The sequence below is a fragment of the Brevibacillus panacihumi W25 genome, assembly GCF_000503775.1.
Taxonomy (GTDB): Bacteria; Bacillota; Bacilli; order Brevibacillales; family Brevibacillaceae; genus Brevibacillus; species Brevibacillus panacihumi_A.
Genome location: NZ_KI629782.1, coordinates 2098179 through 2118129 on the forward strand (window position 1 = coordinate 2098179; position 19951 = coordinate 2118129).

Consider the following 19951-nt stretch of genomic DNA (forward strand, 5'->3'; position numbering starts at 1 on the left):
TTACTCGACAGTATCCTGCTTATCCGCGTTCAATCGGAGCAAATTTGGCCAACAGTTTTTTAATCCCGACCGGGCTGGCAAAGGCGATGTCCAACTCCATATTGTCGCCTTCTCCCTTTACCTTCACCACGGTTCCAACACCCCACTTGCCATGCTTCACCTTTTCGCCGACCTTCCAATTTATCCCTGCTCCACCGCCATGTCCAGGCAATTTATCTCCCGCCTGGAAGGCTTGCGGCCGTGAAAAGGGCGATTGTGCTGTTCCCGCAGGTCTTGATGGGGCAGCGCTCCTCGAAAATCCGCCTGCCGGTGTGGCAAAGCTGGATGAGCGGAAGGCAGACTCGCGCTGGCTGGAAAAACCGCCTTGCCCGTATCCGCGTTCTGACACCAGATTGCTTTCCATCAGCTCAGACGGGATCTCCTGGAGGAATCGGGACGGAGCGCTCGCGTTCGTGCGCCCGAACAGTGTCCGCATGCGGGCACAGCTCAGATACAATTGCTCCTCCGCCCGGGTAATCCCTACGTAGGCCAGACGCCGCTCTTCCTCCATCTCTGTCTCGTCGAACAGGGAACGGCTGTGCGGGAAGACTCCCTCCTCCATTCCGATGAGAAAGACGACCGGAAACTCCAGCCCTTTGGCGCTGTGCAAGGTCATCAGCACCACCTGTCCCTCAGTAGAGACTTCTTCTGGAGCATCCTCTTCGCCGAGGGAATCGATATCCGCCACCAGAGCCAGATCCGTCAGGAAAGCCAAGAGGCTCTTGTCTTCGTTTTTGCGCTCAAACTCCTGGGTGACGGAGAGAAACTCGTCGATGTTCTCCAGGCGGGCCTGCGCTTCCAGCGTCTTTTCCACCTGTAGGGATTCGCGGTAGCCGGTACGCTTCAACACTTCCTCCACCAGCTCTGTCACGCTCAAATAGTCCGTCATCTGCATCAGATTCGTGATCAGGTCGTTAAAGGCGAGAATCGCATTGGTCGTGCGCGCAGGCAGCCCCATGAAGCCAGCCTCCTGAATCGCCTGGTAGAGCGACTGTCCGTGCGCGTTGGCATACGCCTGCAGCTTCTCTACCGTCGTATCGCCGATGTTGCGCTTCGGCACATTGATGATCCGCGTCAGGCTGATATCGTCATCCGGATTGGAGATCAGGCGCAGGTAAGCGAGGATGTCCTTGATCTCTTTGCGATCATAGAACTTCGTGCCGCCGACGATGGTGTACGGAATGTTCGACTTCATGAACACATCCTCCACCACACGGGACTGCGCGTTCGTCCGGTACAGGACCGCAAACTTGTCATAGCGCTTGTAATCCGCCATCAGCTTGCGGATCGTATCGACGATGAAATAGGCTTCCTCATGCTCAGAATCGCCCTGATAGCAGGTGATTTTATTCCCTTCCTGCTTCTGTGTCCAGAGTTTTTTCTCCTTGCGCAGCTTGTTGTTGGCGATGACCTGGTTGGCCGCCTGCAGGATCGTTTTCGTAGAGCGGTAATTTTGCTCCAGTTTGATCATTTTTGCTTCCGGATAGTCTTTTTCAAAGTTCAGGATGATGGAAATATCCGCACCGCGCCACTTGTATATGCTCTGGTCGGCATCCCCCACGCAGCAGAGATTGCGGTATTTATCAGCCAGCATGGAGATCAGGAGGTACTGCGCGCGGTTCGTATCCTGGTACTCGTCCACGTGGATATAGCGGAATTTTTTCTGATAAAATTCCAGCACTTCCGGCACTTCTTTAAACAGACGCACCGTCGTCATGATCAGATCGTCGAAATCAAGCGACTGGTTGTTTTTCAGCTTCTTTTGATACAGTTCGTACACCTTGGCGGCCACCTGTGAAAAAGGGTCCCCGGCCAAGCGCGCAAAAGTCGCCACATCCGTCAGCTCATTCTTCGCCGTGCTGATTGCGGACAAGATCCCGCGTGGTTCGTACTGCTTCGGATCGATGTTCAGCTCCTTCAAGCACTGTTTGACGACGGACAACTGATCCCCGGCATCCAGAATCGAAAAATTGCGGTTGATGCCCAATCGGTCGATATCCCGGCGCAAGATCCGCACGCACAAGGAGTGGAACGTAGAAATCCACGTTTCTTGTGCTGCCACGCCTCCAATGATCGCCGCGACACGGTTTTGCATCTCCCGGGCCGCTTTATTGGTAAAGGTAATCGCCAGAATGCTCCACGGCGCTACCTGTTTGGCACTGATGAGGTAAGCAATCCGCTGCGTAAGGACTTTGGTCTTGCCACTGCCCGCTCCGGCCAGGATCAGAACTGGCCCATCCGTGGTAAGAACTGCCTCCTTTTGCTCCGGATTTAACCCTGCTGTGATTCGTTCCACGTATGACATATGTATGAATCCACCTTTCCCGTCCATCAACGAAAGCATATGTTCCTATTTTCGCACAGATCGAGGTTCAGTTCCAGCTGGGATGTGGGAAATGGAAAAATCCACCTTACCCCTCTTTGCCATCCGGCAACAAGGGCTCATACATCAGCAGCGCGTGGTTGTCCGTCACCCATTCCTCCTGTTGCCATTCCCCGTCTATGCTGTACACGTTCCGGTACAGACGGTTCTTGCGTTCGTATCCACCCCACAGTGACGGTTGGATGGCGTGATCCTTTTCCACAATTTCATAGCGGCGTGTAGCAGGCATCGACGAGCGCCACTCCCCGACCAAATGCGTCTGCGTCACGTAAAGATGGAGCTGGTAGGTTTGCTTGGTCTCATTTGTGATCTGCAGGTCCATGTAATTGTAAAAGCAAGTCGCGCCGCTGCCAAAGGGCTGGGTGCGATTGGCATCGGGAAAAACGTCGTAGCTGTGTCGGTGCCGCTCAGTGATCGTCAGCGGCGTATGGATTGTCATCCAGAACAGCAGATTGGAAAGCTGGCAAAGCCCCCCGCCGATGCCAGCCGTCACACGCCCGTGCGACAAGAGCATGCCGGGGAGATAGCCCTTGCTCTTTGTCGGTTTTCCGATCAGCTTCCAGTAGGAGAAGGTCTCTTTCGGCTGGATCACGATTCCGTCCAGTCTTTGCACAGCGAGCCGCAGATTGGTCACCTTGTTGTGCTGCATCCACATCTCTACGTTTTTCAACCTTCGCAAGAGCGGTGTCTGATGGCGAAAATGGACATGCTCAAAAAGCTCCTTTTCCCTTTTCCGGGCGTACTGTTTTTGGTCAAACAGCCAGTCCCCATAACGCTTGAGACGGTAGTAGCAGATTCCTGCTGCCAGGCGCCATCTGCTTCGTTGGATCGGTTTCATTCCGTGGCACTCCGTTCTTTAGTCGTACTTTCCTCTATCTATATAAAACGAATAAAGGCGGTGATTGTTGCACCGCGCATGTGCTATAGTAAAAGAATGGAAAAAAGGAGAGGTTGCCATGCAATTTGCCCATGTAAAAATCATGATGGCTATGGCCATTGTAGGAAGCTCTGTTGTTTTTGGAAAAATCATCGCCTCGCGCTTTCCCGTCTTTTTGGCATCAGAGCTGCGATTCATCATCGCCTCAGCTATTTTGCTGGCACTCTTTTATCGTCGGGAGAAAACTCTCCCTGCCCCGGCTCCCCGTCACATGCTTTCACTCTTTCTACAGGCTCTGACGGGAGTATTTCTGTTCAATATCTGCATGTTGTATGGCCTGCGCTACACCACCGCTATCGAAGCCGGGATCATCACCAGTACCCTGCCTGCCGTCGTCGGCATCATTGCGTTTCTTTTTCTCAAGGAACACCTCACGGCAAAAAAAGGGCTGGGGATTCTTTTGGCTGTCTGCGGTGTGCTATTGATCAATTTTGTAGGAGAAGGTGCCGGGAGCCCATCATCTATCATTGGTAATCTATTGATTTTTGCTGCCGTGGTGGGAGAAGCCCTCTTCATCACGCTGGGCAAAAAAATTTCTACAGTTGTGAGTCCGTTGATGATCTCCACGTTGATGAGCCTCTTTGGCGTCCTGCTCTTTTTGCCGTTTGCCATCTATGAAGCCCTATATTTTGATTTCCACAGCGTCGGGGTCCTGGATTGGCTCAATATCCTTTATTTCGGAGTCGTTGTGACCGTAATCGCCTTTTTGCTCATGTACCAAGGTCTGTCCAAGGTCTCAGCCAGCTCCGCCGGGGTACTGACCAGCGTGCTTCCCGTCAGCTCCCTGATCTTGTCTGCTGTGATCCTGCAGGAGACGATCACGCTGTATCATTTGCTCGGCATGGGGTTTGTCTTCGGTGCGATTTTCATTCTTTCGCTAGAGCCGAAAGAGAAGCTGACACAACGAAAAGAGGCGGATTTGCAATAAGTCCACTTTCTTGAATGGCTCTAGACGGTACAAGTGGATCCAGCCATACTTTTGGGTAACTGAGAGGGGGAGATCCGATGAGTCTAGAGAAGAAGGTTGGCGTGATTACAGGAGCTGCTCGGGGGCTGGGCTATAGCATCGCCGAAGAGCTGGCGTCGAGTGGTCATATCGTCCATTTGCTGGATCGAGACCAGGAGCAGCTTCAAGCATCCGTAGACAAGCTTCGGGCAAGTGGATATGAGGCATACGGATGGTCCATCGACCTCGCCGACCCTGACCTGATTCCGGAAGTCATCATGAACATCGTCGAAATGACCGGTAACATCGATGTCCTCGTCAATAATGCGGGGGTTAATTTTGTCAAACCAATCGATCAAGTGACAAGCACCGATTGGGACTTCGTGCTGGATATTAATCTAAAGGCTGTCTTCTTCATGATTCAGGCAGCAGCACCCCAGATGCGAGAGGGTGGCTCCATTATCAACATCGCTTCCATAGCCGCAAATAGTCCACGCCCTTTGTCAGTAGCCTATGCCGCCTCCAAGGCAGGAGTCCTCAGCCTGACGAAAACCATTTCCATCGTTCTCGCTCCCCGTCGTATCCGAGTCAACGCGATCTGCCCCGGAGCGATGGATACAGAGCTGTTATCCAAAATGGCAGAGGAAATGAGCTCGCTTTCCCATTCCACCCCCGAACAATCGCTGCAAAACTACCTGGGCCCAATTCCGCTGGGGAGAATCAGCGAACCCACCGACGTCGCGAAAGCAGTCAGCTTTCTCGCCTCCGATGCCGCATCTTACGTGACCGGTCAATCCCTGAATGTCTGCGGGGGCGTGACAGTCCAGTAGTGCAAACAGGGAGGGACAAAGCCATATGCTGTCGATCTTGCAGGTCATCCTGACCAGATTTCTGGCCCTCTGGATTCTGATTGCTGCGTACCTGGCGTATCTCTTTCCAGAGCAGCTTCTTTTTTTGAAAAACTGGACCTCTCCATCGCTTGCTTTTATTCTTTTTTGCATGGGGATTACCCTTTCCAGAGAGAGTCTCAAACAGGTGATTTCCCGCCCCCGCAACGCCTTGCTCGGTGTTTTGGGCAAATGGACCATCACATTGGGAATTGCGCTTGTGCTGGCTTTTCTCTTTTTTGATGGTCACGCGGACATACAGGCTGGCATCATTCTCGCCAGTTCTGTACCAAGCGGCACCTCTGCCAATCTGTACACCTTCATGGCAGGAGGCACACTCGCGCTCAGCGTCATGATGTCTGCTGTAGACACCCTGATAGGCCCGTTTCTGACTCCGCTCATCATGAAGTTTTCGGTTGGCAGCGTCGTTCCCGTCGCATTCCTTCCTGTCTTCTTACAGATGGTTTACGTCGTCCTGCTTCCGATCGCGCTCGGACTGTGGGTGCAATGGAAATGGGAGCAAAAACTCGGGAACATTCGCCGGGTTATTCCCATCCTTTCTTCCGTCGCACTGATTATCGTCGACCTTGCCGTGGTTTCTTCTGCACAAAAATCCCTGCAAGAGAATCTGGACATCCTCCCGCTGCTGTTCCTTTGTCTATTTTTGCAGATTACCATTCCGATGGCTGTCGGATACGGCTATGCCGCCAGACTCGGTATGCCGGAGCCGGACAGGCGCGCTGTCGTCTATGAATTCGGCATCTGCAATACCGCTCTGGCCGCCCTGCTGGCGATGGATCATATCAGTCCGATTGCTGCTGTCCCTGCTGTAGCGAACATGATCACGAATATCTCCGTGGGAGCATTGATCGCTGTATCCTGGGAACCGCTTCGCAAGCGGCTGTTGACGTCAAGGGAGGGCAGCACCTACTCAACCAAATCATGATGATAAATGAGAAGCCCTGTCTTTCACAGACAGGGCCTTGCATATTTTACGTTCCCCGGCCGAGCTTGCCTGGAAGATGAATCGCCGTGCCGCCGATAGCCGCCACCGCTTCCTGTATCCCTTCGGAGATCGTCGGATGTGGAAAGATCATCGCTAGCACCTCATCTGCCGTAGCTTCCAGAGACAAGGCAAGAGCCGCCTGCGAGATGAATTCCGTCGCGTGTGGAGCGAGCAGGTGAAGGCCCAGAATCTGGCCGTATTTTTTATTCGCCACTACTTTGATCATGCCCTGGCTTTCTCCTTCGACCAGAGCTCGCCCACTGGCGGATAGAGGAAATATGGCCTCTTCTGCCTCAAAGCCCCTTTTTGTCGCCTCTTCGAACGTCAATCCGACGATCGCGGCTTCCGGGTGTGAATAGAGGCAATGCGGCACCAGATCGTACGCAATAGGCTTGACAGGATTTCCCATGGCGCGCTCCGCCGCTAGCTTTCCTTCCATCATCGCGACATGTGCCAGCATCACAGGACTTGCGCAATCACCGACCGCATAGATGTCCCGATGATTCGTCTGCTGCCAGGCGTTTACCTTGATTTTTCCGCCCTCCACCTGAATATCTGCATCATCTAGCCGCAACGGCTGCAGATTGGCTTTCCGTCCCATCGCAAGAAGCACCAGTTCAGCAGCAAACGTTTCTCCTTGAGATAAGGAGACAGTAAAGGTGCCATCACCCTCCTTCGCAATCGTTTCCACTGTGCTTCCAATCGTGAACTGCACCCCAAGGCTTTTTAGATTCGCCTGTATCCCCGAAGATATGCTTACATCAATCGTCGGCACAATTCTTTGGGCTGCCTCGACCACATGCACCTGCACACCGAGCTCGGCAAAGATCGTGGCAAATTCAATCCCGATCACACCGCCTCCTATGATCGCTAGACTCCCGGGCAAGCGGTCGATCGTCAATAATTCGTCGCTCGTAATGACTCCGGGAATATGAGACCAGGGAGCCGCCGGACGTACGGGACGACTACCGGCAGCTATGATGATTGCATCTGCGTCAAACATCTTACTCTTGTCCCCGTCGACGATGACTTTTCTCTCGGATGTAAACGAAGCCGTCCCGGAAATGACGTCGATTTGCCCTTCCCGCAATAACCCTTCAACACCCATTCGCAAATGCTGCACGGCCTGGTTCTTGCGGGCCATGATTTCCTTCCAGGGCACTTCACCCTGCAGATGCTGGGGAAAGAGCGTTCTGCTTTTCGCCCAAGTACCCGATGAATCGAGCAAGCTTTTGGTCGGGATGCAACCCGCGTTCAGGCAAGTACCGCCTAAAAAATCCTTCTCGATCAAAGTTACCTTGCCGCCTAACTGGCTTGCTCGTATCGCTGCCGTATATCCGCCAGGTCCTCCGCCGATGACCAGTACACGCTTTTTCATCTTGCTCTCCCTCCCGCCAGCAAGCGGAGCGGCTCCTCACAGAAGGAAGCAAGCGTCTGCAAAAATTGCGCTGCGTCCGCCCCATCCATAGCCCGATGATCAAAGGTGAGGGAGAAGGTGATCATCGAGCGATTGACCAGATCATCCCCTATGAATACAGGTTTATCCGTGACTCTGCCGATGCCTAGAATACCTGTTTGCGGCGAATTGAGAATCGGCGTAAACCCATCCACCTGCATCATGCCCAGATTGCTGATCGTAAACGTACCACCTTGCATCTCTGTCGCGTCCAATCGCTGTTCCTTGGCCTTCGCAGTCAACTCCTGCAGAGCCGAAGCGATTTCCACTAGAGAAAGCCGGCATGCTTGACGGATGACCGGCACGAGCAAGCCATGCGGAACTGCCGCTGCTACCCCCATATGGACGTGGGAATGATACGTCAGCTCCTGGTTTTGGTACCAAGCATTCACGACCGGATGCCGCTTCAAAGCCTGGGCGACGAGCAAGATCAGAAAATGGGTCATGCTCACCCGGATGCCTTGCTCGGCCGCATCTGCCGCCAGCACCTCGAATGCCTTGCGCAACTGCGTCACATCCACTTCGCGAGTCAAGGTAACCTGTGGGATGTCCCGCCAGCTCTGCGTCATTCGCTCAGCGATCACTTTGCGGGTAGCAGTCAGCGGTTTCGTCACCCTTTCGTCGACTCCACCGTTGTCTTGCCCACTCGATCCTCTGTCGCCAGAAGCCCTTAATTGCTCGGCGATAACATCAGGGAGCAGGATCCGCTCCTGTGTCTCAATCGTCTCCCACCCGATCCCATTCTCTTCAGCGTATTTTTTCGCAAGCGGAGAAATCTTCGGCTTTTGGATCGCAGCGCTGGACAGATCGCGAGCCAGCAGAATCCCATGTTCTTCCGATGGTGTCAGATCTGCCAAATCCAGACCCTGCTCGCGGGCTAGCTTGCGGGCCAAAGGTGTCGCCCGGATGAAACCAGAGGGGGGCTGTACATCCTGCGGACTTGCTTCCTCGCCCTCCAGAAAAGAGGAGATATCCTCCTGCAAATCCGCCAGTATCGCCAGGCTGCCTCCCACCTGTGCCGTCTCGTCTGCCGCTACGAAGATATGCCGCAGCACTCCTGACTGAGCCGCTTGCACTTCATTGGTGATCTTGTCTGTCTGTACCTCAAAAAGCACCTCGCCTTGCTCCACCCAATCCCCGACAGACTTGAACCAGTTCGTGACAGTTCCCTCCGTCATCGTCAGGCCGAACTTTGGCATGGTAATGACGTGCGCCATCTCAATCCCTCCCCTCGTCTATCCACGTTCTTACCATCGAGCTTTCCTGACCGCTTCCACAACCTGCTCCACCTGCGGAATCACCCGTTTTTCTAGTGGCGGACTAAAAGGAACCGGTGTAAAGGCCGCACCGACGCGAATGATGGGGGCATCCAGGTATTCGATGATGTTTTCGCTCACAGACGCCGCGATCTCGCCGCCGACGCCGCCTGTTTTCACCGCTTCATGTGCGATGACGAGCCTGTGTGTTTTCTTCACGGATGTATAGATCGTCTCCATGTCCATGGGTACGATGGTCCGCAAATCGATGACCTCTGCCTCAATGCCATGGTGCTGACTCAACTGATCAGCAGCCTCCAGACAAGTCCCGAGCATCGACGAATACGACACAATCGTGACATCTTGTCCCTCCCTTACGACCGCGGCCTTGCCGATTGGGGTGAGATAGTCTCCGTCAGGCACCGGACCTGATTTTCGAAACAGGTTTTTATGTTCAAAATAGATGACCGGATTGGGGTCTCGAATCGCTGCTTTCAACAATCCCTTGGCATCTGCGGGATTGGAGGGGATGACCACCTTGATCCCCGGGATATGCAAAAACCAGGCTTCGAGCGATTGAGAGTGTTGGGCAGCGGCTGACTGGGTGACACCGTCGGGCGCTCGCAAGACCAGGGGGAGTGTCGCTTGTCCGCCAAACATATAGCGCATCTTGGCCATTTGATTCAGAACCTCATCCATTGTCACTCCGATAAAATCTGCAAAATGCATATCTATGACAGGCACTGCCCCTGCCAATGCCGCTCCGATCCCTGCGCCGACAAGCGCCGTTTCCGAAATCGGGGTATCGCGCACCCTCTCATAGCCGAATTCCTTGGGAAGTCCTTGGAACTGACCGAATATTCCGCCTTGTTTTGCGATGTCTTCCCCCATGATGAAGACGCGTTCATCCCTGCGCATCTCCTCCAGCATGGCTTCCAATGTGGCTTGTGAAAAGCTCAGGTTGCGCATTCTTACGATACCTCCTCTACGTACACATCATCGAAAGCTTCCTCTGGATCGGGATACGGGCTCGTCTCCGCAAACCGGACAGCTTCCTCGATCTCAGCAGCCACCTGCTCCTCGATTGCAACAAGCTCTTGCTCACCTAGCAATTGCTCGTTTTGCACCCTGAGGAAAAAGTTCTTGAGCGGGTCATTCTCCTCAAGCTGACTGATTACTTCCTCGCGCGTCCGGTACTGCTCCGGATCACCGACAAAATGCCCTTTGATCCGATAGGTCTTGCATTCCACGAGTGTGGGACCTCCGCCTTGCCGCGCCCGTTCGATAGCCTCAACAGCCGCCTCGTATACCGCGAATACATCGTTGCCGTCTACGATTGTACTTGGCATGGCATAAGAAGACGCACGCACAGCAATATCTGTCACCGCTGTAGCTTCATGCAAAGGAGTAGTAGAGGCCCATTGATTGTTTTCGCAGACAAAAACCGCGGGAAGCTTCCATACCGCCGCCATGTTGAGAGCTTCATGAAAAGTGCCGCGATTGCTGGCCCCGTCTCCAAAAAAACAGACGGCAACCTGATCTCCTTTTCGCAGCTGGACAGCCAAGGCTGCTCCCACCGCCAGATTGAATCCTCCCCCGACGACGCCATTTGCTCCCAGCATCCCGATGCTGAAGTCTGCGATGTGCATGGAGCCGCCCTTCCCTTTGCAGTAGCCTGTTTTTCGGCCATACAGCTCAGCCATGCAGCGTTTTACATCCGCCCCTTTGGCCAGCGTATGTCCATGCCCGCGGTGTGTACTTGTGATGTAATCCGTTTTTCGCAAAGCGGAGCAGACCCCGACACCGGTCGCTTCTTCCCCGATGTACAAATGAACAAAGCCCGGGATCTCGCCCGCGAGAAACTTCTCGTTAATCTTCTCTTCAAAACGTCGAATCATCAGCATGCGATAATACCATTCTTTCAAGAGGTCTGCTGGAAGATTTGTATTCACCACGAAAAAACACCCCTTACGTTCAGATGGTCTTGCTTCCATCCTCAGCATAAAGGGCGGTAAAGCGTTTTCATATATCCATTAGCATGATTGGCCTGCATGGTGCTCGGCAATGATCTCATTCATGACTTCCAACCCTCTTTTCAGCAAATCGACAGAGGGATGGGTAAAAGCCAGCCGCATGCGATTCTCATAGAGACCAACTCCGCTTAGCCAATTTCCCGGAACAAAGGATACCCCTTTTTGAATCGCCAGGTCGAGCAGTCGTTCGGCTGACAGGGAGCATGGAAGCTTGCACCACAGAAAAACACCGCCCTCGGGAATATGGCATCGAAGATTCGCGTTCCTGCTTATGACATCGTGAACCAGATCCAGCCTGCCCCGGTACGCTTGACGCAACTTTTCTATGTGGTCCTCCAGCCTCCCTTCTGACAAATAAGCATGGACAGCAATCTGTGTCAGGTTATGACTGTGCAAATCGATTCGCTGCTTGATTTTAACCAGATGGGATACGATACCCTCAGGGGCTACCAGCACTGCCACGCGCAGACTGGGAAAAAGATATTTGGAAAAGGATTGAAGGTAGATGACATTATTGTCTTCGTCCAACGATTTCAAAGAGGGAACCGGCTTTTTTCCGTAATACAGCAAGCTGGACGGGTCGTCCTCCACGATCAAAACCTTGTATTTCTTTGCCAGCTCCAGGAGCCTCTTTCTCCTTTTTAATGACATGGTGATGCCCGTAGGATTGTGAAAAGTGGGATTGAGATAAATAAACTTGACCGGAAATTGCATGAGCAGATTCTCCAGGCTGTCGATGCGAATCCCTTCTTGATCCAGTGTGATACGCAAGATTTTGGCTCCTGTCGCCGTGAATGCATCTGATGCGGCGAGGAAGCCGGGATCCTCCATGATCACGTAATCTCCCGGTCCCAGGAACAAGCGGCTAATCAGATCCAGCCCTTGCATGGCTCCTGAAACAATCATGATCTCCCGCGGGTTGGCCTCAATCTCCCTATCATAAAGCCATTTTCGCACATCCATAATCAACGGCTCATATCCTTGTGTCGGTGCCGGCAGTTGTAAAAGAATGGGGTTTTTCCGCAGATGCTCCGAGAAGCATTGGCTGAGCTCGATACCGGGGTGCACTTCGGGCGCGGTACCGACTCCAGCCAAATGGATCAGATGAGGATCCAGCCCGTATCGCATGATTTCCTCCATCTCATCGCTCATGGACCCCAATTGATACGTAAAATGATGCTGCCAAACCGTTGACCCCTCGACCCTTTCGCTCCTTGCACTGCGCATGATGTAGGTCCCGCTCCCCTGCTGAGAGCGAACAATTCCTTTTGCCTTCATGTCCTCATTGGCAAGTGTGATCGTCATTCGGCTGACCTTGAGGATTTCAGCCAAACGTCTTTCTGAGGGCAGGCGCGTTCCCGGCTTCAACCTTCCTTCTTGTACCCATTGTTCAATTCTTTCAGATATTTGCTTGTAAAGAGGTGTTTTCTCTGTTCCATCCAGTACAAGTTGGTCCCATTGGGCCAATGACACATGGCTCCCTCCTTATTTCATCTGTAAGAGCTGCGGCAACCATAGCGTGATAGACGGAATATACGTAATGAGCATAAGCGCGATCAGAGAGGCGACGATAAAGGGAATCACACCAATGGAAATTTCCTTCAACGATATCTTAGCCAGTCCACAAGCCACGTACAGATCCAATCCGACGGGTGGAGTCACCAGACCAATCGCCAGATTCATCGTCATCATCACCCCAAAATGAATCGGATCGATGTTCATAGCGGCGATAATGGGGAGGAAGATGGGCAGAAAGATGTAATAGGCTGAGATGGCATCGACGAACATTCCCGCGATCAGTAGAATCACGTTAATCATAAGCAGCATGAGAATCGGCCCCGGCGCGATACTCATGAGCGAATGAGCCAGATCTTCCGCAATCCCCTCCACGGTAATCAACCAGGCAAATGAAGAAGCCGCAGCCACGATCAGCATCACCATCGCAGTTGTTTTTGCCGAATCCAGCAGAATCGCCGGAATTTGCTTGAAACTGATTTCTTTATAAACAAACACACCAACGATCAGTCCATAGAAAACAGCGACTACTGCCGATTCCGTCGTGGTAAAGATCCCGGAATAGATCCCCCCTAATATGATGACTGGAGCCATCAATCCCCAGATTGCATCCTTCAAGGCCAGAAAGATCTCCTTTTTGCTTGCCTTTGGAAGAGTCGGAATTCGCTCTCTTTTTGCGATAAAGTAACTGGTCAAAGCAAGAATCAATCCCATGACCAAGCCGGGAATGATTCCGGCCACGAAGATCTTCCCGATCGATACCTCGGAGATGACACCGTACACGATGTAGGCAATGCTGGGCGGGATGATGATCCCGATGCCTCCTGCCGTAGCCAATAACCCTGCCGACATGTCCTTGCGGTATCCCTGCTTGACCATGGCTGGGATGATGATCGCTCCCACTGCAGCCATCGTCGCAGGCCCTGAACCGGAGATGGCGGCAAAAAAACACGCTGCGACGACGGCAACGATCGCCATCCCGCCGGTATAGTGGCCTGTTAAGGTCTGCGCCAAATGGATCAACCTTCTGGAGATGCCTGCCCGCTCCAAAATCAGTCCAGCAAGGAAAAAGAAAGGAATGGCAAGCAGTGTAAATTTGGCCATCGCAGAGTAAAGCGTTGAAGGAAGAGCTTGGAGCGGCAAATCAAAAACCAGCAATGTGGCGGCAGTAGACAGGCCTAGCGCTATCGCAATCGGCATATTCAAAAACAGCAAAAGGAAAAACGAACCAAACAAAAATAGCGCCACGTCACTCATTTCTCCACCCCCTCCTGACTGATTTTTTTCCATTCCAGCAGAGCCCCTTCCCAGAACCGGATGATGCACAATAACGCACCAAGCGGCACAGACAGGCCCATGATCCATTCCGGCAATCCCATAGCAGGTGTCTTTTGCTGGTAGGTGTACTGCTGGATGACCATTTCCACTCCATACCAAAGCAGGATCAAAAAAAAGACACTTATCAGACAGCTCACGAGCAGCACCAATATCTTACGGACACTGGGCGGACAAAGGTCTGTGAGCAGGGCAAAGCCCAAATGACCGTTTTCCCTGGCAAGCAAGGCCGCCCCGATAAAGATAATGAACGCAAACAGATTGGTCGTCAGCTCTTCGGTCATGGAAAACGAGCTGCTTAGCAAATAGCGTGAAAGCACATTTGCCATGGTGATGACACAAATGACAATCATGAAAATGACAAGAATCCACTCTTCCAGCCGAACCCATTTTTTCATGTGAGATTCCTCCAAGCGAAAAGGAGTCGTGAAGAAAACATCGCTCCGCCAAACGTTTTTGGCGGAGCCTCGGATTGAAACGACTAATTGCGGAATGCATCCAGCATTTCCTTGCCAATAATCTCCTCGTACTTGTCGATGACAGGAGCGACCTGTTCCTGGAATGCCTTGGTCTGCTCAGGTGTCAGTTCTACTACCTGCATGCCTTTTTCTTTCAATTCCGCCAACACCTTGGCATCCGCCTCGCGGTTCAATTGGATTTGATGCTTGGCGGCAGCTTGTGCCGTCTCCCTGAACATCTCCTGTGTTTGCGGATCGAGACTGTCGAATAGCTTTTTGTTCATGCCGAACACAATCGGATCGTACATGTAGTTCCAAACGGTGAGATGATCCTGCACCTCGTACAGCTTGGAATTCAAAATAATCGGGAGCGGATTTTCCTGTCCGTCGATCACGCCCTGCTGGAGGGAAGTAAACACCTCGGCAAAGTTCATGACGGTCGGGTCTCCGCCGAACTCTTTATAGGTACTGACCATCATTTCCATGGATGGGGTTCTGATTTTTAGTCCTTTCAGATCTTCCGGCTTCTCAATCGGCCTCTTGCTGTTGGTAATCTGGCGGTACCCGCTCTCACCGTAAGCCAGCGGTTCAATTCCCTTGCTGCGAATCACTTCCTTCAGCATTTCGCCTGCCTTTCCGTTCATGGCTTTATCTGCTTGTTCATAGCTGGGGATGAGCCAGGGGAGTGAAGGAGCTGAGAATTTGGGATCCAGTACGCTGTAAATAATCGTAGAGTGGAGGGAGATGTCTGTAGAGCCGTTCTGCACCGCTTCGATCCCTTTTGGCTGGTTTCCATTCGAAAGAGACTCGTTCGCGTACATTTTCATTTTGATTTTGCCATTTGTCCTTTTTTCCACTTCCTCGATCCACTGTTTCGTAGCGATGGCCCAGGAGTCTTTTTCTGAAACGGTGACGCTTATCTTTAAATTCAATTCCTTGGCCGGGGCGGTTGTGCTTGACGATCCAGACTCTTGCGGTGCTGCCGCATTTTGCGATCCACATGCTGCCAGTGCAATTGTCAAAAAAATGGACAAGCCTATGCCGAAAAGTTTCTTCATAAGTCCCCCCTCGCGCCTTGTAAGCGCTATTCCCATTTATAATTGAAAGAATAGTCATAATAAAAAGTTAAGTCTATATCCACTTCTTGAATTGGATATACGCCGGGGGCTCGATATTGCTCCGAATAGAAAAAGTCGAGTCCCCCACAGGAAAAATCCCTTAGGGAACTCGACTTTTTACCGATTTTTTTCAAATTTGGCCTTACTTCTTCAAAGGTGGCCTGATTGCTACGAGCCCTTCACAGCAGCGACCGTAGCCAATGCCGCTTCCAGATCCTCATAGACCAGATTGCCGACGACGATGGTGTCGGCAATCGCCGCCATCTCGGCAGCCTGCTGCGGCGTACGGATGCCCCCGCCGTAAAAGAAGTGGGCCTCATGTACGCCTGCCTTGCAGCCACTAACCACCTCAGGGTCGCCGTACTGTCCGCTGTATTCTAGATAGACAATGGGCAAACGGCATATCTGCGTCGCTACCTGCGCGTACGCTTTGGCCGTCGCACCGTCGGCGATCGGACGAGCCTGGGTCCGCTTCGCCGCTCCCGCTTCCGGGTTGGCGATCAGATAGCCCTCGGCAATAATTTCATCCCAGTGTATATAGGACCCGTATGCCAGCAGACCCGATACATGCGGCGCAAAGATCATGTCCGGGTCCCCTGCGTTTATGACAAGGGGAACAAAATACGAATCAAAGCCAGGCACGACCGCCTCCAGCGAGGAAATCTCCAGGATGGTCGGCACGGCGTAGCGGCGAATTCGCGACATCAGCTCGAGCGTGTTGTCATACGTCACGCCGTACGTGCCGCCAACGATGATTGCGTCAGTCCCTGATTCGCAAATGGCTTCCAGCTCCGCGTCCCCGATTGTCTTGTCCGGGTCCAGCTTAAACGTATGGCGCCAGCCACGATAATCAATCACCCGTTGTTGCCTCCCTATTTGCCGATCCGCTCCAGCGCCATCTGATAGCCGTCATTGCCGTAGTTCAGGCAGCGTTTGACACGCGATATGGTCGCGGTGCTCGCACCGGTCTCTGCTTCGATCTGATTGTACGTAAACCCTTTGCGCAGCATGCGCGCTACTTCCAGACGCTGTGCCAGGGACTGCATTTCGTTTACTGTGCACAGATCATCAAAAAATTGATAGCATTCCTCGATGGTTTCCAATGACAGGACAGCTTCAAAAAGCTGCTCGATGCCTTTTCCCTTCAATTTCTCCAATTGCATGCCATTCACCCCGTTTATGGTTACGCTTCTGATTTCCCACTGTGAAATTTTTAAGCGCTAAAGTCCCATACATATCATAAAAGAAACGGGGGTAGGCTGCAAGCACTTACTGAAATTTGAGGTGCTGGGCAAGCCCTGGTGCATTCGGTACGATTTCGACCCAGGTCTGGCCAGGCAACAACGGCATTTCCTGTGTCATCGCGTCATCTGCATACGCCTTGATTACCCCGTTGCTGCGCTTCCATTTCACCTTCTTGGCCTTGCCTTGCTGGAACAGGTAGCCGTCTCCCGGACCTACCACGTCCACATCCCGTCTGCCCTCATTATCCAAGACCCTATGGCGGGTAGAGATGACCAGCACATTGGTCGCCGTCAGCTGCTTGTTGTCGCTAAGGTCGATATGCTCCTTGCCGTCCGTGAAGCGCAGGTACTTCTTCTGATCTGCATCGTATTGAAAGCTTGCCTTGTTCAGCGAGTGAAACTCGATCTCGATCGTCGAAGCAGGCTCTCCGTCTGCTATGACGGCATCCTCGGGCAGGAAGGAGAAATGGATCGGTTCTGCCGTCGTCCGCATCCCCTTGTCGATCATCGCTTGCTCGAGCAATTCCGTGTTGGTGTACAGATTATGCGGCGCTTTGCGGAATTGCTCCCGCCAGAAATACCTGCCGTTGGGAATTTCGTCGAGGTGGCTGTAATCCGATCTGGTCAAGGTTTTCAAGGCATCTGGACTGCCTCCCGCATGGACCAGCATGGCATCGTAGCCGACACCCAATTGGATAAAATACGGGCGGATGCTGCGTACAGGACCGATGACATCCGGTTTTTGGCTTTGGAAAATGCTTAGGAAACGGGTCATCTCTCCCTCTGCCAATACCTCGTAAATGATGTCCGCCTGGTTCAAGCCCGTTTGGGGCCGGGCCGGGGGCGCATTGTTGATCATCACCATGATCGGGCGCTGTTCTGGCGGCTGATTGGTGCCGAGTCCGGTCAATGGAGACGTATAGGGATAGGTCGGTTCTTGCTTGGCAGGTGCTTCTACGATCGGAGCGGGCGGCTGCTCGGGTGCCGGCTTTGGTTCTACCACCGGCTGTGAGTTGCAAGCTGAGAGCAGCAGCAGCGAAAGTAGTACGAGAGAGGTTTTGATGTTTCGTTGCATGGAATCGCTCCTTCCTGAGTTCTCTTTTCTTTTCGCTTTTTGCAAAAGCGAATCCTGCCTTCCACATGTTTTCCACGATTCTCATACGGCTCTTTCACACATCGCATTTTTTGCTATGCTACAATGGAAGAAAAGAGTGATGCAAAGCGAGGGATACATCATGGAAACTCCCTACCTCGTCTATCTCGTGGACGATGAGACCAACCTCCTGGAGCTCTTGCAATCCTACCTGGAGAGCGCGGGGTTGCAGGTGAGGGCTTTTTCGAACGGGACTGAAGTCGTCTCTGTATTGGAAGGCGAACAGCAGCCGCATCTCTGGATTCTGGACATCATGATGCCGGACATCGACGGCTACGAGCTGCTGCGGTTGATCCGTCAAAAATCAGACGTCCCGATCATTTTTATTTCGGCACGCGATCAAGATGTAGATAAAATCATTGGTTTGGAGCTGGGCAGCGATGACTACCTGGCGAAGCCTTTTCTCCCACGGGAGCTGGTGATCCGGGCGAAAAAGCTGCTGCAGCGCACCTATGAAAAGGCCGTTCATGTCCCCGCTCCGTCGCAGACGTTTCAGGATTGGGTGCAGATCGGTCCTTATCTGATTTCCGAAAAAGGACGGCAGGTGAAGGAAGGCGAGGAACTGATCGACTTGACTACGAAGGAATTTGAGCTGATCATCTACTTTTTGCACAATCTGGGCTTGGCCCTAAATCGCGAGCAGATTCTCACCTCCATCTGGGGAGATGACTATATCGGTTCGGATCGGGCGGTCGATGATCTGGTCAAACGAATCCGCAAGAAAATGAGCAAGTTCCCGCTGGAGACCGTCTATGGCTTCGGCTATCGCCTGACGCGCGCATGAGTAGATTTCGTCTAAAAAACCTGCCGATCTCCCGGCAAATCCTGATCCTGTTTATGGCGCTGACCTCGATTTTGGGGCTGGGGCTTGGTTTTGGCTATCCCTTGGCTGTGAAGCAATACCTGGTGAACAACACCTACGCGCTCCTGGAGGATGAACTGTACACTTTGTCCGAGCATATTACGTTCAATGAAAAGAACGAACTGCTCACCGTGCCCGCGACGGCTCCCTACTTTTTGCAGCTTCTGCTTTCGCGCTATGAGTATTCGTTCGACATGATCGTCTATTCTACGGACGGCCGTCACCTCGGCAGTCGGACTAGCGGCCGCATCTCCTATGAGGACAGCATGGATCTGTTTCGCGAGGCCGCATCGCACCCATCCGGCAAGATACGGCACGGGTCGTTGGAGCGCCGGGACGAAAGCTACCTTTTCGTCAGCAAAAAAATGGACTACCACGGTTTTCCTTATTATATAGTGCTTTTCTCCAAAGAGCAGGAGCTCAACCAGATCAACGCCATCCTGACCCGCCAGTTCCTGCTGGTATTCAGCCTGCTGCTGGTGTTTAGCTGGGTCTTGGCCATCTGGTTCAGCGGGTATTTGAGCAAGCCGCTGCGTAGTCTGGAAGAGCTGTGCAAAAAGATCGCCCGCCGCCAGTTTGATATTCCGCTGACGATGGACCGCGGCGACGAGATCGGACAATTGGCCCGTTCCTTTGACTCGATGAAAAACCAGTTGAAAGAGTACGATGAATCGCAGCGCCACTTTATCCAGAACATCTCTCATGAGCTAAAGACGCCGATCATGGCGATCCAGGGCTACACGCAGGGACTGATCGAAGGCGTCTTCCAGGGACCGCAGGCGGAAAAAGGGCTGACGATCATCATGGAGGAGAGCAAACGGCTGGAAAAAGTCGTCGGACAGCTTCTCTACCTGACCAAGATCGAGTCCGTCGCTCAGATGATGCAGCTGGGACGGGTTGATCTGAGCGAGATGTTCCAGCTCTTGAAGCTGCGCTTGTCCGTCCTGAACCCGCAGATCGAATGGAAGCTGGACCTCCCCGCCTCCCTGGTCATCGAGGGGGACGGCGAGCAGTTGAGCACCGCTTTCGTCAACCTTCTGGAAAATCAGCTTCGCTACGCCAAGAGCCGATTGGTCATCACTGGCAAGCAAGAAGGCCAGCAGGTGATCATCTCCATCTGCAATGACGGGCCGCCGATCGAAGAAGCGCTTCTGCCGCAGTTGTTCCAGCGGTTCCGCAAAGGCAAATCGGGCAAGCACGGCCTGGGTCTTGCCATTGCCAGAGCGGTCTTCGAGGCGCATGACGGCACGATTGTTGCCGCAAATGCGGCGGAGGGGCCTTGCTTTACGATGACGATTCCGGTCAAGCCAAGTGAATAGCGGA

At 52.9% G+C, this 19951-nt stretch carries 18 protein-coding genes; 5 read left to right on the top strand and 13 right to left on the bottom strand.

The genetic code is table 11. From position 1 onward, the window contains the following. Positions 1-19: 19 nt before the first annotated feature. A complete protein-coding gene (gene pcrA / locus T458_RS39260; protein WP_023556523.1) occupies positions 20-2344 on the bottom strand; it encodes a DNA helicase PcrA in 2325 nt (774 codons plus the stop codon). A gap of 106 nt (positions 2345-2450) precedes the next feature. Next, on the bottom strand, positions 2451-3260 hold the full coding sequence (locus T458_RS39265) for a VanW family protein (RefSeq protein ID WP_023556524.1): 810 nt from the start codon (positions 3258-3260) through the stop codon (positions 2451-2453). A gap of 118 nt (positions 3261-3378) precedes the next feature. Here T458_RS39265 and T458_RS39270 point away from each other — a divergent pair, with 118 nt between their 5' ends. The 3 genes from T458_RS39270 to T458_RS39280 all read left to right on the top strand — a co-directional run bounded on the left by T458_RS39270 (position 3379) and on the right by T458_RS39280 (position 6138). Then, on the top strand, positions 3379-4287 hold the full coding sequence (locus T458_RS39270; protein WP_023556525.1) for a DMT family transporter: 909 nt from the start codon (positions 3379-3381) through the stop codon (positions 4285-4287). 77 nt (positions 4288-4364) lie between these two features. After that, a complete protein-coding gene (locus T458_RS39275) occupies positions 4365-5135 on the top strand; it encodes an SDR family NAD(P)-dependent oxidoreductase (RefSeq protein ID WP_023556526.1) in 771 nt (256 codons plus the stop codon). 25 nt (positions 5136-5160) lie between these two features. Further along, the gene (locus tag T458_RS39280; protein ID WP_023556527.1) at positions 5161-6138 is read left to right on the top strand and encodes a bile acid:sodium symporter family protein; all 978 of its coding nucleotides are present in this window, start codon (positions 5161-5163) and stop codon (positions 6136-6138) included. 46 nt (positions 6139-6184) lie between these two features. Here the strand turns inward: T458_RS39280 and lpdA are convergent, their stop codons facing one another. From lpdA to T458_RS39335, 11 genes are all read right to left on the bottom strand, one after another. After that, on the bottom strand, positions 6185-7576 hold the full coding sequence (gene lpdA / locus T458_RS39285) for a dihydrolipoyl dehydrogenase (protein WP_023556528.1): 1392 nt from the start codon (positions 7574-7576) through the stop codon (positions 6185-6187). Further along, entirely contained in the window at positions 7573-8871 is a 1299-nt protein-coding gene (locus T458_RS39290) for a dihydrolipoamide acetyltransferase family protein (protein WP_023556529.1), read from the bottom strand. The genes lpdA and T458_RS39290 overlap by 4 nt, the downstream gene beginning before the upstream one ends. Positions 8872-8901: 30 nt before the next feature. Further along, positions 8902-9879: an alpha-ketoacid dehydrogenase subunit beta gene (locus T458_RS39295; RefSeq protein WP_023556530.1), complete on the bottom strand. Its 978-nt coding sequence runs from the start codon at positions 9877-9879 to the stop codon at positions 8902-8904. A gap of 2 nt (positions 9880-9881) precedes the next feature. Further along, the gene (locus T458_RS39300) at positions 9882-10814 is read right to left on the bottom strand and encodes a thiamine pyrophosphate-dependent dehydrogenase E1 component subunit alpha (protein WP_051410067.1); all 933 of its coding nucleotides are present in this window, start codon (positions 10812-10814) and stop codon (positions 9882-9884) included. 129 nt (positions 10815-10943) lie between these two features. Further along, positions 10944-12416 (bottom strand): MocR-like pyridoxine biosynthesis transcription factor PdxR, encoded by a 1473-nt coding sequence (locus T458_RS39305; RefSeq protein ID WP_023556532.1) that lies wholly within the window; start codon positions 12414-12416, stop codon positions 10944-10946. A 12-nt stretch (positions 12417-12428) separates the two neighbouring features. Next, positions 12429-13715: a TRAP transporter large permease gene (locus T458_RS39310; RefSeq protein WP_023556533.1), complete on the bottom strand. Its 1287-nt coding sequence runs from the start codon at positions 13713-13715 to the stop codon at positions 12429-12431. Further along, positions 13712-14191, bottom strand: coding sequence for a TRAP transporter small permease (locus T458_RS39315; RefSeq protein WP_023556534.1), 480 nt, complete (start codon positions 14189-14191; stop codon positions 13712-13714). The genes T458_RS39310 and T458_RS39315 overlap by 4 nt, the downstream gene beginning before the upstream one ends. Before the next feature lie 83 nt (positions 14192-14274). Next, positions 14275-15309 (bottom strand): DctP family TRAP transporter solute-binding subunit, encoded by a 1035-nt coding sequence (locus tag T458_RS39320; RefSeq protein WP_031305670.1) that lies wholly within the window; start codon positions 15307-15309, stop codon positions 14275-14277. Positions 15310-15537: 228 nt separating this feature from the next. Further along, the gene (locus tag T458_RS39325; RefSeq protein WP_023556536.1) at positions 15538-16227 is read right to left on the bottom strand and encodes a heptaprenylglyceryl phosphate synthase; all 690 of its coding nucleotides are present in this window, start codon (positions 16225-16227) and stop codon (positions 15538-15540) included. A gap of 14 nt (positions 16228-16241) precedes the next feature. After that, positions 16242-16532, bottom strand: a complete 291-nt coding sequence (locus T458_RS39330; RefSeq protein WP_023556537.1) for a YerC/YecD family TrpR-related protein — start codon at positions 16530-16532, stop codon at positions 16242-16244. A 106-nt stretch (positions 16533-16638) separates the two neighbouring features. Further along, the gene (locus T458_RS39335; protein WP_023556538.1) at positions 16639-17688 is read right to left on the bottom strand and encodes a DUF3048 domain-containing protein; all 1050 of its coding nucleotides are present in this window, start codon (positions 17686-17688) and stop codon (positions 16639-16641) included. A 160-nt stretch (positions 17689-17848) separates the two neighbouring features. Here T458_RS39335 and T458_RS0128715 point away from each other — a divergent pair, with 160 nt between their 5' ends. Together T458_RS0128715 and T458_RS39340 are read left to right on the top strand one after the other, a co-directional pair. Then, a complete protein-coding gene (locus tag T458_RS0128715) occupies positions 17849-18550 on the top strand; it encodes a response regulator transcription factor (protein ID WP_031305671.1) in 702 nt (233 codons plus the stop codon). After that, positions 18547-19947 carry a HAMP domain-containing sensor histidine kinase gene (locus T458_RS39340; RefSeq protein ID WP_023556540.1) on the top strand — a complete coding sequence of 467 codons (1401 nt, stop codon included), beginning with the start codon at positions 18547-18549 and terminating at the stop codon, positions 19945-19947. The genes T458_RS0128715 and T458_RS39340 overlap by 4 nt, the downstream gene beginning before the upstream one ends. The last annotated feature ends 4 nt before the right edge of the window (positions 19948-19951 follow it).